At 41.2% G+C, this 15,256-nt stretch carries 16 protein-coding genes, 1 tRNA gene, 1 rRNA gene, 1 other RNA gene and 2 pseudogenes; 2 read left to right on the top strand and 19 right to left on the bottom strand.

What is annotated here, in order from left to right:
* Nucleotides 1–330: 330 nt before the first annotated feature.
* The 5 genes from D8849_RS10705 to D8849_RS08570 all read right to left on the bottom strand — a co-directional run bounded on the left by D8849_RS10705 (nucleotide 331) and on the right by D8849_RS08570 (nucleotide 3,906).
* Nucleotides 331–519 carry a hypothetical protein gene (locus D8849_RS10705; RefSeq protein WP_004269957.1) on the bottom strand — a complete coding sequence of 63 codons (189 nt, stop codon included), beginning with the start codon at nucleotides 517–519 and terminating at the stop codon, nucleotides 331–333.
* A gap of 219 nt (nucleotides 520–738) precedes the next feature.
* Complete coding sequence (locus tag D8849_RS08555) at nucleotides 739–975, bottom strand: acyl carrier protein (protein ID WP_004269958.1); 237 nt, start codon at nucleotides 973–975, stop codon at nucleotides 739–741.
* Between the two features lie 5 nt (nucleotides 976–980).
* Nucleotides 981–1,973 (bottom strand): phosphate acyltransferase PlsX, encoded by a 993-nt coding sequence (gene plsX / locus D8849_RS08560; RefSeq protein WP_049551864.1) that lies wholly within the window; start codon nucleotides 1,971–1,973, stop codon nucleotides 981–983.
* A complete protein-coding gene (gene recO / locus D8849_RS08565; RefSeq protein ID WP_033680981.1) occupies nucleotides 1,970–2,740 on the bottom strand; it encodes a DNA repair protein RecO in 771 nt (256 codons plus the stop codon). The genes plsX and recO overlap by 4 nt, the downstream gene beginning before the upstream one ends.
* Nucleotides 2,737–3,906 carry a pyridoxal phosphate-dependent aminotransferase gene (locus D8849_RS08570; RefSeq protein WP_125386778.1) on the bottom strand — a complete coding sequence of 390 codons (1,170 nt, stop codon included), beginning with the start codon at nucleotides 3,904–3,906 and terminating at the stop codon, nucleotides 2,737–2,739. Before D8849_RS08570 ends, recO begins: the two co-directional genes overlap by 4 nt.
* A 148-nt stretch (nucleotides 3,907–4,054) precedes the next feature.
* On the opposite strand from D8849_RS08570, the gene D8849_RS08575 reads away from it, so the two are divergent.
* Nucleotides 4,055–5,065 (top strand): YeiH family protein, encoded by a 1,011-nt coding sequence (locus D8849_RS08575; protein WP_125386779.1) that lies wholly within the window; start codon nucleotides 4,055–4,057, stop codon nucleotides 5,063–5,065.
* 227 nt (nucleotides 5,066–5,292) lie between these two features.
* On the opposite strand, the gene D8849_RS08585 is transcribed toward D8849_RS08575, so the two are convergent.
* The 12 genes and pseudogenes from D8849_RS08585 to D8849_RS08640 form a co-directional block, all read right to left on the bottom strand.
* The gene (locus D8849_RS08585) at nucleotides 5,293–5,730 is read right to left on the bottom strand and encodes a CoA-binding protein (protein WP_125386781.1); all 438 of its coding nucleotides are present in this window, start codon (nucleotides 5,728–5,730) and stop codon (nucleotides 5,293–5,295) included.
* A gap of 117 nt (nucleotides 5,731–5,847) precedes the next feature.
* On the bottom strand, nucleotides 5,848–6,816 hold the full coding sequence (locus D8849_RS08590; protein WP_033682853.1) for a ribose-phosphate diphosphokinase: 969 nt from the start codon (nucleotides 6,814–6,816) through the stop codon (nucleotides 5,848–5,850).
* Between the two features lie 145 nt (nucleotides 6,817–6,961).
* Complete coding sequence (locus tag D8849_RS08595; RefSeq protein WP_125386782.1) at nucleotides 6,962–7,777, bottom strand: PrsW family intramembrane metalloprotease; 816 nt, start codon at nucleotides 7,775–7,777, stop codon at nucleotides 6,962–6,964.
* A 24-nt stretch (nucleotides 7,778–7,801) separates the two neighbouring features.
* Nucleotides 7,802–8,299 (bottom strand): beta-class carbonic anhydrase, encoded by a 498-nt coding sequence (locus D8849_RS08600; RefSeq protein WP_125386783.1) that lies wholly within the window; start codon nucleotides 8,297–8,299, stop codon nucleotides 7,802–7,804.
* 72 nt (nucleotides 8,300–8,371) lie between these two features.
* The gene (radA, locus tag D8849_RS08605; protein WP_077804517.1) at nucleotides 8,372–9,733 is read right to left on the bottom strand and encodes a DNA repair protein RadA; all 1,362 of its coding nucleotides are present in this window, start codon (nucleotides 9,731–9,733) and stop codon (nucleotides 8,372–8,374) included.
* A gap of 13 nt (nucleotides 9,734–9,746) precedes the next feature.
* Nucleotides 9,747–10,304: a histidine phosphatase family protein gene (locus tag D8849_RS08610; protein WP_125386784.1), complete on the bottom strand. Its 558-nt coding sequence runs from the start codon at nucleotides 10,302–10,304 to the stop codon at nucleotides 9,747–9,749.
* A complete protein-coding gene (locus tag D8849_RS08615; RefSeq protein WP_125386789.1) occupies nucleotides 10,264–10,707 on the bottom strand; it encodes a dUTP diphosphatase in 444 nt (147 codons plus the stop codon). Before D8849_RS08615 ends, D8849_RS08610 begins: the two co-directional genes overlap by 41 nt.
* Before the next feature lie 56 nt (nucleotides 10,708–10,763).
* An RNA gene (gene ffs, locus D8849_RS08620) (signal recognition particle sRNA small type) lies at nucleotides 10,764–10,861 on the bottom strand.
* A 32-nt stretch (nucleotides 10,862–10,893) separates the two neighbouring features.
* Nucleotides 10,894–11,361: a tRNA adenosine(34) deaminase TadA gene (gene tadA / locus D8849_RS08625; protein WP_125386785.1), complete on the bottom strand. Its 468-nt coding sequence runs from the start codon at nucleotides 11,359–11,361 to the stop codon at nucleotides 10,894–10,896.
* Between the two features lie 199 nt (nucleotides 11,362–11,560).
* Nucleotides 11,561–12,847: an adenylosuccinate synthase gene (locus tag D8849_RS08630; RefSeq protein ID WP_001832534.1), complete on the bottom strand. Its 1,287-nt coding sequence runs from the start codon at nucleotides 12,845–12,847 to the stop codon at nucleotides 11,561–11,563.
* A gap of 230 nt (nucleotides 12,848–13,077) precedes the next feature.
* Nucleotides 13,078–13,314 (bottom strand): sigma(X)-activator ComW, encoded by a 237-nt coding sequence (comW, locus tag D8849_RS08635; RefSeq protein WP_125386786.1) that lies wholly within the window; start codon nucleotides 13,312–13,314, stop codon nucleotides 13,078–13,080.
* 241 nt (nucleotides 13,315–13,555) lie between these two features.
* Nucleotides 13,556–14,773: pseudogene (locus D8849_RS08640) on the bottom strand (IS3 family transposase); the annotation flags it as partial.
* A gap of 23 nt (nucleotides 14,774–14,796) precedes the next feature.
* Between D8849_RS08640 and D8849_RS08650 the strand changes: the two are divergent.
* A pseudogene (locus D8849_RS08650) lies at nucleotides 14,797–14,927 on the top strand (ISL3 family transposase); the annotation flags it as partial.
* A gap of 95 nt (nucleotides 14,928–15,022) precedes the next feature.
* Here the strand turns inward: D8849_RS08650 and D8849_RS08655 are convergent.
* Both D8849_RS08655 and rrf read right to left on the bottom strand, forming a co-directional pair.
* Nucleotides 15,023–15,096 (bottom strand) — tRNA-Asn (locus D8849_RS08655).
* 5 nt (nucleotides 15,097–15,101) lie between these two features.
* A 5S ribosomal RNA gene (rrf, locus tag D8849_RS08660) occupies nucleotides 15,102–15,217 on the bottom strand.
* Between the last annotated feature and the right edge of the window lie 39 nt (nucleotides 15,218–15,256).

Below are 15,256 nucleotides of genomic sequence, written 5' to 3' on the forward strand. Positions count from 1 at the left end.
ATGAAAATCAAAGAGCAAACTAGGAAACTAGCCGCAGGCTGCTCAAAACACTGTTTTGAGGTTGTAGATAAGACTGACGAAGTCAGCTCAAAACACTGTTTTGAGGTTGCAGATAGAACTGACGAAGTCAGTAACCATACCTACGGCAAGGCGACGTTGACGTGGTTTGAATTTGATTTTCGAAGAGTATAAACTCATCTGATAACAACTATCTTACCCCAATCCCCAAACAAAAACTGGACTTCCTTCCCAAATGCACCTATCTCCCTCCCAACTGCACTTTTAAGATAAAAAAATAGGTAGAACAAACATTCTACCTAAAATATATATTTATTTCTTTTTCTTCCTAATTCTTTTGTCAATCATATATACAACGATAATCGAAAACAGCGGTGGTACAATATAACTCTTTTCACTCATTGTCAGCTGAAATCCCAGGGTTGCTAGTATCTTAAAGATGAAAATATTCATCAAAAATAGAAAAACAAATACTAAAAAATATCCTACAACCTTCTTCATTTCTTTTCTTCAACTTTCCTAATTTCTATAACTATTTTATCAAAAATATATGTAAAACTCCAAATAAATACCTCAACTGCACTTTCTTGGCAAAAAAATAGGCAGAACAAGCGCCCTGCCTAAAATATATATTTATAAAGATTAAAATGTAGATAATTGTCAAATAGGATATTTATATACATTCTTAGCAACATGCAACTCCTCTTATCTTGCTTCTTGCTATTCTTTACGTTTGACGACTTCTACCACATCCCCTACACTTTGGAGTTGGTCAATTTCCTCATCGCTGATTTCGATATTAAATTCATCTTCCAGTGTCAAGATAAACTCCATCAAATCAACTGAGTCAGCATCCAAGTCGTCTTTCAGACTCAAGGATTCTGTCACGACAAAGTCTTCTCCCTGTCGCTCTTGGATAATGGTCACAATACGGTCAAAAATTTCTTTTTCTGTCATCTCTTTTATTCTCCTGAAAATTCACGCGCAGTCTTGACAACTACGTCTGTTTCTAACATGGTACGAATCTGGCGAATCGTACTATAAACAGCCTTGGCATCGCTTGAGCCATGAGTCTTGACAACCGGTGCCTTGACACCAAACAAGACTGCTCCACCAACATCTGAGTAGTTGAGCTGTTTTTTCAAACCTCTGAGGCTGTCCTTGAGAAGGAGGGCGCCTAGTTTCGCTCGGAGACCACCACCAGTGATGGAGTTCTTGAGCAAGCCCATGATTCCCATAGCTGTCCCTTCAATGGATTTGAGCACAGCGTTTCCCGTGAAACCATCTGCCACAACAACATCTGCAACGCCATTCATCAAATCACGCGCTTCCACGTTTCCGATAAAGTTTAAACTTTCATCAGCCACCAGTAATTCATAGGTTTCCTTACGAAGCGGGTCGCCCTTACTACTCTCTGTTCCGTTATTGAGCAAGCCAACACGTGGTTGCGCAATTCCACGAACATTTTTAGCATAGAAGGATCCTAGAACCGCGTATTGATGGAGGTGCTGGGCTGTATTTTCCGCATTAGCACCGAGGTCTAGCATGTCAAAACCTTTCCCATCAATAGTCGGCAAAGTCGACATAAGCCCTGGTCGATCGATATTCTTGATACGACCCACGATGAAAAATCCTGCTGCCAACAAAGCACCTGTATTCCCAGCTGAGAGTACAGCGTCTGCTTCGCCTTCTTTGACAGCCTTGGCCGCCAATACCATACTGGCATTTTTCTTCTTCCTAATAGCTCTCGTAGGTTCATCGTCTGAGTCAATCTTCTCATCCGTATGGATAATGCTGACGCGCTCTGTCGCTGTCAGATATTGCTTGATTTTAGCTTCATCTCCGTAGAGTTGAACCTCGATATCTGAAAAGTCAGCTAGGGCTTGATTGACACCCTCAACGATGGCTTGAGGTGCGTAATCGCCCCCCATGGCATCTACTGCGATTTTTTTCATTTCTTTTCCTCTTTTAGTAATTGTCCCCAGTCGGATAGGGAATCAATAAATTTCTTTGATTTTAGGTGAATCCCAACGTACTCTTCGTAGAGTTGATCCATAAATTTGCGTAGCTCTTGCTTGATTTCAGGCTTGAGCGAAATGGTCTCCAAGGTCTCAAAATCAATGGCTTGAAACTGATTGAGCAAATAAGGGATATTAGGATTGAGATGGCAACGTCTCTCATCTTCATGATAATGCTCTGGACAGAGGCAGGCTCCATATTTGAAAGAAAAGTCAAAAGCCTGACCGATCCGATGACAAAAAACACACTCATTAAAATTGAGACTAATCCCAAATCGAGTCAAGATTTGAATTTCAAAAATATTGGTCAAAACTTGATAATCCAATCCCTCTTCCATCAACTCCAAAGTTTTTTGCAAAAAAGCAAACAAGGGAGCATCCTGCTGATTGTCCTGCAAACTAGCATCTGTAAGAGCCGCCACGTAGGTCGCATAGGCCATGACAAAGAGGTCGCTATTAATCTTTGGAAAGGTCATGACCTCATGATAGTCCTCAATGTAGCTAAGCCCGTCATCATTGATTCGCAAGAGAAAGCGAGCCAGCACCAGGGGTTGAATAACAGGAGCCAGCTTAGACTGACCAGCGTGTTTGACGAAAAACATCCGCTTACCAGCCTGCTCTGTAAAAATCTTGACTAGCTTGTCATCCTCACGAAAGTTACGATTGTAGAGCACCAAGCCTTGACTCGTGATAAACTGAATCATGCTTCTCTCATATACTCCTCAAGCCGTTTCATGGCTTCTTTGATCGTCTCCATGCTGGCTGCATAAGATAGGCGAACATAGCCTTCCCCGTAACGCCCAAAGGCGGCACCAGGGATAAAGGCAACGGCCTTCTTCTGTGCAAAATCCTTGAGAAAGGCAAAGGAATCTTGATTGTAACCCGCTGGAATCTTAGCAAAGATATAGAAGGCACCGTCTGGTTTGATAATCTCAAAACCAAGAGCAGTCATCTTTTCGATGATATAATCTCGACGCTGGATATATTCCTTCTTCATCGGTTCCGCATCATTTTTACCAGCCGTCAAGGCTTCTACCGCAGCATGTTGAGCCATGGTATTTGCAGCAGTGACCAAGTACTGGTGACTCTTAATCAACTGAGCTGTAAAGGCTGTAGGAGCGAAAATCAGTCCCAAACGCCAACCTGTCATGGCATGTGATTTAGATAGACCATTGATAATAATAGCCTGATCTCTCAACATAGTTCCCAGAGATACATGGGCTTCGTCTGTGTAGGTCAATTCTGAGTAAACCTCATCACAGACAACGAAAATCTCATACTTGCGTAAAACAGCTGCCAAGGCCTCCAACTGCTCCCGACTGTAGGTAATTCCTGTCGGATTTGCTGGATAGTTGAGAATAACCGCCTTGAGCTTATCACCTTGCTCCAAAATGGCCTTCTCCAACATCTCAGGAGTCAAGACAAAACCATTTTCAGTTGTGTCAATCTCAACAATCTCTGCCCCAACTAGATTGATAATCGGCTCATAGCCTGGATAAGCAGGAGCTGGCAAGAGCACCTTGTCTCCCTCTTCCAAAATAGCTGTCAAAGTAGCAGATAAAGCCTCTGTCGCCCCAATTGTAACCAAGATTTCATTTTCAGGAGCATATTCCAGTTGGTACTTTTCCTTAACAAAGTCACTGGCCGCCTTACGTAGAGTCAGCAGACCACTCATCCCTGTATAGTAGGATTGGTTCTGATCAATCGCTCGCTTGGCCGCCTCCTTGATATGATCTGGCGTTGTAAAATCAGGTTCCCCCAAGGTCAAACGCAAGACCCCAGGAATCTCCGAAATAGCCTGGTCAAACTGACGAATCAACGAAACTTGAATCTTATCTAACTGTTTATTAAAGCGCTTAGTTAAGTCCATAGATACCTCCCACTTTCAAAACGTATCTCTATTATACTACAAAAGCCCCCCGACCGCAAAAATACATTAGAGAATAGCTTTCCACTTTCTATTTTACTTTTCCTGTTTACAGGTCTATAATGGTAACAGATTCTATTTGGAGGTTTTTATGTCATTTCTATCAAAAAATGGAGCAGGCATCTTGGCCTGCCTTCTCATTTCCATCCTATCTTGGTGCTTAGGAGGATTCTTCCCTGTTATTGGCGCGCCTGTCTTTGCGATTTTTATGGGAATGCTCCTACACCCCTTTCTTTCGCCTTATAAACAACTGGATGCTGGATTGACCTTTAGTTCTAAAAAATTGCTCCAATATGCCGTTGTCTTGCTTGGTTTTGGTCTCAATATCTCGCAAGTCTTCGCAGTCGGACAATCTTCACTCCCTGTCATCCTGTCCACCATCTCAATAGCTCTGATTATTGCCTATTTCTTCCAGCGCTTCTTTGCACTGGATACAAAACTGGCTACCTTGGTTGGAGTAGGTTCTTCAATCTGTGGTGGTTCTGCCATTGCAGCGACAGCGCCCGTTATCCATGCCAAGGAAAAGGAAGTAGCCCAAGCCATCTCCGTTATCTTTTTCTTCAATGTCTTAGCGGCACTTATCTTTCCAACCCTGGGAACCTGGCTTCATCTATCCAATGACGGCTTCGCCCTCTTTGCAGGAACTGCGGTCAATGATACTTCCTCTGTAACCGCCACAGCTAGCGCCTGGGACAGTCTTTACCAGACCAATACCCTCGAATCCGCAACTATTGTCAAACTCACACGTACTCTGGCTATCATCCCCATCACTCTCTTTCTCTCCTACTGGAAAAGTCGTGAACAAAAAAATAAGCAAGGCTTACAACTGAAAAAAGTCTTCCCACTTTTTATCCTTTACTTTATCCTTGTATCGCTCCTAACCACCTTACTGACCTCTCTCGGGGTATCCAGTAGTTTCTTTACCCCTCTCAAACAACTCTCCAAATTTCTCATTATCATGGCCATGAGTGCTATCGGACTCAAAACCAATCTGGTCGCTATGGTCAAATCCAGCGGAATATCCATTGTGCTCGGAGCCATCTGCTGGATTGCCATCATCCTCACCAGTCTTGGTATGCAGACCCTTATCGGCATTTTCTAATCCTCTTCGAAAATCTCTTCAAACCACGTTAACGTCGCCTTGCCGTAGGTATGGTTACTGACTTCGTCAGTTCTATCCACAACCTCAAAACTGTGTTTTGAGCTGACTTCGTCAGTTCTATCTGCAACCTCAAAACTGTGTTTTGAGCAACCTGCGGCTAGTTTCCTAGTTTGCTCTTTGATTTTCATTGAGTATAATAAAAAGGTAGCCCATCAGCTACCTTTTTATTATACTTCCTCAATCAAGCGTGTATGTTCTCTCTTGATGCAACGATTCATCACGATATCATCACATCCACCAGCACGCAAGATTTCTTCCGCTTCTAGACTTTCAAGTCCTAGCTGTGCCCAAAAAATCTTGGCATCAGCCTTGAGAAAATCACGCGCCACATCTGGCAGAAATTCACTGCGACGGTAAACATTGACAATATCTACAGGAAAAGGAATCTCAGCTAGGCTAGCATAAGCCTTTTCACCCAAGATTTCACCACCTGCCGCCTTGGGATTGACTGGGATAATTTTATAACCCCGATCCTGCATTTCCTTTGTCACTCGATTGCTAGTTGTTTCCTCACGGTCTGACAAGCCCACCACAGCAAGGGTTTTACTCGTTGCGAGATACTGACGAATCACGCCATCACTTGGATTGATAAATTCTTGACTCATAGAAATCCTCCTTTTTCATCAGTATAGCACAATTTGAAAAGGCTTGCAGATTTTGGCTACAAAAAAGCTCCTAGCAGTTCACTTCTGCTAGGAGTATGTTTTATTCTAAGCGAAAACTTAAATCTTTTTCTCAATACTGAAAAGTGGAGAAAGTGGGCGTTTTTCATGGATACGTACAATAGCATCCCCTAATAAATGAGCGATTGAAATCTGTTCAATCTTATCAATCAAACGCTCTTCTGGCAGATAGATGGTATCCAAAACAACCAATTTCTTAATAGCTGATTTTTGGATATTGTCCATAGCAGGACCAGAAAGAACTGGGTGCGTACAGCTTGCATATACTTCAACAGCACCAGCTTCCGCAAGGGCATCTGCAGCGTGACAAATCGTTCCAGCAGTATCAATCATATCATCAATCAAGATACAAGTCTTGCCTTCGACCTTACCGATGATGTTCATGACTTCACTAGTATTCATCTTATCAACGCTACGACGTTTGTCGATGATAGCAATAGATGTTTTCAAAAATTCTGCCAACTTACGGGCACGAGTTACCCCTCCATGGTCTGGGCTGACAACCACATAGTCAGAACCAACCATGCCACGACGCTCAAAATAATCCGCAATCAGAGGAGCTCCCATCAAGTGATCCACAGGAATATCAAAGAATCCTTGAATCTGCGCAGCATGCAAGTCGATGGTCAATAAACGATCCACTCCAGCTACTTCAAGCATATTTGCGACAAGTTTTGAAGTGATTGGCTCACGCGCTCTCGCCTTTCTATCCTGACGTGCATACCCATAGTAAGGCATGACAACATTGACAGATTCTGCACTCGCACGCTTCAAAGCATCTACCATAATCAAAATTTCAAGCAGATTGTCATTTACAGGCGAACTAGTTGATTGTAGGATAAAGACGTGTTTCCCACGGATTGATTCTTCAATGTTGACCTGAATCTCTCCATCTGAAAATTGGCGAACACTTGATTTCCCCAACTCTATCCCAATCTCCTGCGCTACACGTTTTGCCAATTCTTGATTAGAAGAAAGGGCAAACAGCTTTAAATCAGAAAAAGACATGATTTCCTCCGGTATATATGTATCGCTTGTGCTTTTCACAAGATTTTTCCATCTACCATTGTAGCGCTTTTTACACTATTTTTCAATCAAAAATAAAAGAAGGGCACCATATTTGTGCCTCTGCATCATTCTTTTGAAAAATATTCTAGTTCATCAACTCATTGTGCTTCTCAACAAAGCGATAAGCCTGATAAAAACCATAAAGAGTAATAGCCATAACCACTGGAATCGCTAGTGGTAACTCTGTCTCTAATTCTACAAAAGGAGAGTTAAACAAGAAGTGAGTTCCCAAGGCTAAACCTAGAAAAATAAGGCCCTGTTTCTTGCCAACCTTCTGTCCTTTATAGACTCTGTAAAGCAAGTAAACACCTACTACAGCCAGACCTGAAAAAGTCCAGTGAGAGGCAATACCTGAGATGATACGCTCTAAAATTCTCGAAATAGTAAAGTCAAATCCCTCTGGCAAATCCGTACGAATGTAGCCAATATCCTCAATCATTTGGAATCCCAAACCAGAAGCAATACCTAGTAAAAACAAAGATTTTAATTTTCGTACAGGAATCAAAGCCAAAACAAAAACAAGTGGCAATAATTTCAAGGGCTCTTCTACCAAAGGAGCCACAATCGCACTTTCAAAGGCATTTAAAAATGCACTATCTGGGAAAAGAACCCCCAGCAAATCATGGATGTAGGTATTAGCAAAGCTAGACAACCAGCCTGAAAGGAACATCCCACCCAATAAAGACAAAATCAGGGCCTTCTTTGGCAATTCCCATTTTTTCCCAATACGGAAAAGGAAATAAAGAGCCGGAATCATGTAAAAGAGAGCTAGAAAGATAGAAACTCCCATCAGTCCATATTCCGCACCTGACATCGAACCGTCCGTATAGTAGATGGTTTCATACTGTAAACCAATACATAGCAATAAAATAAAAATAAATAGAATACTGTTTTTCTTCATACACTTTCTTTCTAAATGAATTTTTTACAACTCTACGACTGTCATACTTCCTGTATCCACATCGTAAATAGCACCAGAGATAATGACATCGTCTGGTATTAGGGGAGACTCGATAAGGAGTTTCATGTCCTCACGTACACTCTCCTCTATATCTTGGAAAGGCAAGAAATCCTGATCTGACACATCGACACCTAGTTCCTCTTTTAAATACTCCTGAAAAGGTCCATTTTCAAAGGTCTGAGCACCACAGTCTGTATGATGCAGCACCACAATCTCTCTTGTCCCCATTTGTTGTTGGGAAATAACTAGCGAACGAATCATGTCCTCAGTCACTCGACCACCTGCATTCCGCAAGATATGAGCATCCCCAAGTGCCAAGCCCAGAGCTTGCGCAACGTGCAGACGAGAGTCCATACAGGTCACAATGGCCACTCTTGTTTTGGGTTTAAGTGGCAGATTTAACTGCCCATGTAGGGCAACATAAGCCTGATTGGCTTGCATAAACTGTTCAAAATACGACACGATTCCCTCCTCGAAAATTTGATAGTCAAATATTTCTCCTATCTTATCATTTTTAAAAGGATTTGTCACGGATTATGCAAAGACCTTTTTCAAAACTTCCTGAATCGTTGTTACTCCAATGACCTGAATTTCCTTAGGCGGAGTGATTCCTGTCAAAGAATTCTTAGGTACATAAATCTTAGTAAATCCCAGTTTAGCAGCTTCATTGATGCGTTGTTCGATACGATTCACGCGCCGAATCTCTCCCGTCAAGCCAAGTTCTCCTACAAAACATTCCTGAGGATTAGTTGGCTTGTCTTTATAACTCGAAGCAATGGCAACTGCAACAGCTAAGTCAATGGCAGGTTCATCCAATTTGACACCGCCAGCAGATTTGAGATAGGCATCCTGATTTTGCAAGAGAAGACCTGCCCGTTTTTCCAAAACGGCCATAATCAAGCTAGCACGGTTAAAATCAAGTCCTGTCGTCGTACGCTTGGCATTTCCAAACATGGTCGGTGTTACCAAAGCCTGAACCTCCGCCAAAATCGGACGCGTCCCTTCCATGGTCACAACGATTGATGAACCAGTTGCTCCATCCAAACGCTCTTCTAAGAAAACTTGACTCGGATTGAGGACCTCAACCAAGCCACCTGACTGCATCTCAAAGATGCCAATTTCATTGGTAGAACCAAAACGGTTTTTGACCGCTCTCAAAATACGAAAGGTATGGTGACGCTCCCCTTCAAAGTAAAGCACCGTATCCACCATATGCTCCAACATACGAGGACCAGCTAGAGTGCCCTCCTTGGTCACATGTCCTACGATAAAGATGGCAATGTTATTTGTTTTGGCCAGCTGCATAAGTTCCGCTGTCACCTCACGCACTTGAGAAACAGACCCCTGCACCCCTGAAATCTCAGGAGACATAATAGTCTGAATGGAGTCGATGATGAGGAAGTCTGGCTGGATGCGCTCCACTTCAGCTCGAACACTCTGCATATTAGTCTCTGCATAGAGATAAAACTCGCTATCAATATCTCCCAAGCGCTCTGCTCGCAACTTGATTTGCTGGGCAGACTCCTCCCCACTGACATAGAGAACAGTCCCCACTTGAGACAGCTGGGTTGAGACTTGTAAAAGAAGGGTTGATTTCCCAATTCCAGGATCCCCACCGATAAGAACGAGACTTCCCGGTACCACTCCGCCTCCAAGTACACGGTTGAATTCCTCCATCTCCGTCTTGGTTCGATTGACATTGATGGAAGTCACCTCAGCCAGTTTCATGGGCTTAGTTTTCTCACCTGTCAAGGACACACGCGCATTCTTGACCTCGGCAACCTCAACCTCTTCTACAAAAGAAGACCAAGACCCACAGTTGGGGCAACGCCCCAGATATTTAGGTGAATTATACCCACAATTTTGACATACAAATGTCGCTTTTTTCTTTGCGATGATAAACCTCTTTCTATATCTCTAACTCACACTCAATCACTTGGCAAAAATCAATCTTCTCATTTGGCACAAACTGACGCATGAGCATGTTGTGAGTTACCACTATCACGGTCTGGTAATCTCGATACTTAGCCATGCATTCTAGAAAACGAGACTTCATCTTCGCAGCTGTCTCATATTGAATAGGACTATTAGGAAGTAACTCCCCATTATTTTCTAGAAATATAGCACGAGCTTTTTCAAAATTATCTGTGCCACTTTCATAGACCTGCCATTCATGTAATAAAGACTCCACTCTTAAAGGAAGTCCCGTAGCACAAACCACATAAGAAGCCGTTTCTAAAGCTCTTGTGACTGCAGAAGATACGATTATTTCAGCTGAAGGGAGTAAAGGATTGGTGCTCAGTTTCTGGGCTTGCTGCCGTCCCTTCTCAGACAAGGGGGCCAAATCTATCCCAAATCCCGTATAAGAACGCTCCTCTAACTCACGATAATCTGGCTCCCCGTGACGTACAAAGATAATCTTCATTCTAGTGCCCTGTTGAACCAAATCCACCAGTTCGAACGCCATCAGCCGCATCTCCATCTGCGATTAAGAAAGGCGCAAAGACAGCCTGAACCACACGTTCCCCAACTTCAAGAACAACTTCTTGATCTGTGATATTCTTCATCTGCGCAAAAATATGCCCTTCATTCCCAGGATTTCCATAATAATCCCCATCAATGACACCAACCGAGTTAATCAAGACCAAGCCCTTCTTACGAGGATTTGAAGAGCGATCATAAAGGTAAAGAACCTCAGTCGGCTGCATATAGGCCTTAACCCCTGTCGGAACCAAGACAATCTCTCCTGGCGCAATAACCGTACGCACAGCAACCTTTAAGTCGTAACCAGCCGCATGCACCGTCTCACGCTTGGGCAATAAATTTTCATCTGTAAAAGTCGAAACCAATTCAAAACCACGAATTTTCATCATCTTCTCTTTTCTATTATCATTTATTCAAGATTATTCTATCTTATTTATTCGGAAAAAGCACGAAAAAAAGAGCACACAATTCAAATCGCTTAGGGCTGCTGGATTCCTCCCCTGACCCGCTTCACGCAGAACTGTTGCTCCACTATTTATTATATCACATTCCTATTCATTTTAAAAGCAAAATTATTTTTTCCGTCTATTTCTAAAAAAATCCTGCATAATAGCTGCGCATTCATCTTCCAAAATTCCCGTTTCAACCTCCACACGATGATTGAGACGCTCATCTGTCAAGATATCGTACAAACTCCCAGCAGCGCCAAATTTCTGGTTTTTAGCCCCATAGACCACGTTTGGAATACGGGCGAGTCCAATTGCCCCACTACACATGACACAAGGCTCAATGGTCACAAAAAGTGTGCAATCCAGCAAGCGCCAGCTCTCCTCACTCAGATTCGCATTCTCTATGGCCATAATTTCCGCATGCATAACCGCTCGCTGCAGTTCCTCACGCGCATTATACCCACGGCCAATGATTTCTCCGTCCTTGACAATCACACAACCAATTGGAATTTCATCGTGTTCAAGAGCAATCTCAGCCTCTCTCAAGGCCTCTCTCATGAAGACTTCTTTTTCTTCAACTGTATAATTCATCCGTTTCTCTTTTCTTACTTATCGATTTTATTATTATATCATGAATCCCAACACAAAAAAAGCCACCGAATGCGGTGACTTTATAGGGAGATTATTATGAAAAAGAAAAGTTTAGGATATTTGTTACAACAAGTTAGGAGGTCTTCTTGTAACTGTCTATAGTATACCCGACCTAACTTAAACTAATCTTAAAAATCTCTTACGACCAAACACTTTCTAAAATATTTGTTTGTTCACGACCAGGACCTACTGAGAAAGTAGAAATACGAACGCCAACCAATTCACTCACACGACGAACATAGTTACGCGCATTCTCCGGAAGATCTTCCAAATTACGAACTCCAGTAATATCTTCTGACCAACCTGGTAACTCTTCATAAATAGGCTTGCAACGTTTCAATTGCTCAAGACTAGCTGGATAGTAGTCAATACGTTGACCATCAAGATCATAGGCCACACAGATTTTCACTGTATCTAAACCACTCAAAACATCGATAGAGTTCAATGAAAGGTTAGTGATACCAGAAACACGACGACTATGACGCATCACAACTGAGTCAAACCAACCCACACGACGTGGACGACCAGTTGTTGTACCATACTCATGACCTACTTCACGAATGCGTTCTCCCACTTCATCAAACAACTCAGTTGGGAAAGGACCGTCTCCTACACGACTCGTATAGGCTTTACATACACCAACAACCTTGTCAATCTTACTTGGACCAACACCAGAACCAATCGTAACACCACCAGCCACAGGGTTTGATGACGTAACAAATGGATACGTACCTTGGTCGATATCTAGCATAACACCTTGTGCACCTTCAAAAAGCACACGTTTACCGTTATCAAGTGCATCATTCAAAATGACAGATGTATCTGTCACATACTTCTTGATTTGTTGACCATATTCATAATATTCTTCAAAAATATCATCAAAAGCAATCGCTTTACTGTCATACAATTTTTCAAAAAGACGATTCTTTTCAGCAAGGTTACGTTCTAAACGCTCACGGAAAATATCTTTATCTAAAAGATCTGCAATACGAATCCCAACACGAGCAGCCTTGTCCATATAAGCTGGACCAATTCCCTTGATTGTAGTCCCAATCTTATTGTCGCCCTTAGCTTCTTCTTGCAAACGATCCAACTCGATATGATAAGGCAAAATAACATGCGCGCGATCAGAAATACGCAAGTTATCAGTTGTCACACCTTCCTCATGAAGATAGCTCAACTCTTTCACAAGAGATTTAGGATTTACAACCATACCATTACCAATAACAGAGATTTTTTCAGGGAAGAAAATTCCAGATGGAATCAAGTGCAACTTAAATTTCTTACCATCAATCACAATCGTGTGACCTGCATTATCACCACCTTGGTATCGTGCAATCACTTCTGCATTCGCAGAAAGGAAGTCTGTAATCTTCCCTTTACCTTCATCACCCCATTGGGTACCTACAACAACAACTGAAGTCATAATCTTGTCTGAGCCCTCAGGCTCTTCCTTTCTCACATACATGGCAGGACTCTCACCTGCAATTATATCTTACAATTTATTATAAGAAAAAATCGCCTTTTTATCAAGAAGAAACAATAGAAAGATTTGCTATTTCCAACTATTAAAAAATGATTTAGAAATAATTCCGGCTATTTATCATTATTTTCCTACAAAAAGTTAAATTTGTTCGGAAATTAACTCATACTGTCTCAACAAGCAACAAAACCTTGTTTCATTATCAATTTTTCAAGATACAAACGGTAAGCAACACGATAATGGTAAACAATAAAATCCCGATAGCTCACAATACGATATCGGACAAGATAATAAATCAAAAACTTAAAATGAAAATGTTCCCAGTCAAAATGATCTCCGAAGAACGTACCATACTCTTCTTCAATATTTCTATAAAAATCCGTCATCTGCTCATAAATCTTTTGTAACATAAGCCTATACCCCTTTACTTTTTATAAGCTTATTCTAACAAAAAATTTTACACATTCACTATCAATTCCTGAATTGCTTAAAAACCAACCTCAAAAAGATAACAAATAGGAAAAGTTGACAGAATAGGAACAAATTTACTACCTAAATTAGACTATTATAGATCCTATTAACTGTGTTAAATACTAAAAGAGACTGAGGCAAAAATCTTAAATTAAGAAAACGCATAGCATCAGATTGTACTGACCCCAATCTGTATTGCACAGGGCTAAGTCCTTTTAGTTTTACCTTAATTCGTTTATTGTTGTAGTAATCAATATAGTCTACAATGGCTTGTTCCAATTGCTAAGCGACTGAAATGACTTCTCATAACCATAAAACATCTCCGATTTCAGAATGCCAAAAAAGGACTCCATCATACCGTTGTCTTGGCTGTTACCTTTACGTGACATGGATGCTTGAATTCCCTTACTCTCTAGGAACCGATGGTAAGCATCGTGTTGGTATTGCCAACCTTGGTCACTATGGAGAATCGTATTCTCGTAGTGCCTCTCTGTGAAGGACTGTTCCAACATGGTTTTTACTTGTGCTAAGTTCGGTGAAGTTGAAAGATTATAGGCAATAATTTCGCTATTAAAGCCATCTAAAACAGGCGATAAATACAATTTCTGCGTGCTATTTGGAATGGCAAATTCTGTCACATCTGTGTAGCACTTTTCCATTGTTTTAGAGCCTTCAAATTGACGTTGAATGAGATTATCTGCCTTCTTACCAACATCTCCTTTATGAGAAGAATATTTTCGTTTCTGTCGCATTTTAGCTTGTAAATTGAGTACTTTCATCAAGCGTTGAACTCTTTTCTGATTTACCAGATAACCACGATTTCTTAGTTCTAAATGAATCCGACGATAACCATAATTTCCTTTGTGTTTGATAAAAATAGATTGAATTTCAGCTTTAAGCTCTTGGTTCTTATCTGGTTTGTCTAGCTGTTTCAAGTGATAGTAGTAGGTCGAACGAGCTAGTTTAATGGCTTTTAGAAGAATATCTAACGAAAACTCAGTCATTAATTCTTGAACAATTTCTGTCTTTCTTCTTTCTCTTTTTCTCCTTCAATCGGAGTTCTCTCAACTTTTTTAGGATGGCATTCTCCGCTCTCAGGTACTCATTTTCTGCTTGAAGACGTTCTAATTCTGTCCTCTCTTCAGGTCTCTTTTTTGGCTTACGTCCCATTTTAGGTACTCTCCCTTAAGACTTTATGAATCATTTCTTGTTTTAAATCAGGAGAATAGTAACGATTTTTCCTTTTTAGACGAACTCTATTCCGTAACGATCAATCAATTTAATCATGTATCTAAGATTAGAATTGTTTATCCCAAATTTATTTGAAAGCTTCTCTAAGCTATAGCCTTATTTTCTAAGTTCATAGATCTGAACTTTATCATCATATGTTAATTTCATAATAAAAACACCCCAAAAGTTAGATTTTTCAGACTGTTTTTAAAATCTTTCTCAAGGACAAATATAAAATCGTCAACACTTTGAAAACTTCAAAAAAAGTATTTTCATCGCTCTAAACATCAAAAAAGAAAGGACGAAATTTGTCCTTTCTAAATATTACCTTTTCTTCAATCCACTACAGTTGACAGAGAGCCTATTTTTATGTTCACCAAAATAAAAAAAGAGGACTAAACCTCTCTTAATTAACTACTCCGCCAGTAGGACTCGAACCTACGACATCATGATTAACAGTCATGCGCTACTACCAACTGAGCTATGGCGGAATAAAGCTAAGCGACTTCCATATCTCACAGGGGGCAACCCCCAACTACTTCCGGCGTTCTAGGGCTTAACTTCTGTGTTCGGCATGGGTACAGGTGTATCTCCTAGGCTATCGTCACTTAACTCTGAGTAATACCTACTCAAAATTGAATATCTATTCAA

Origin of the sequence: Streptococcus mitis (assembly GCF_003942765.1) — a bacterium.
Taxonomy (GTDB): Bacteria; Bacillota; Bacilli; order Lactobacillales; family Streptococcaceae; genus Streptococcus; species Streptococcus mitis_BE.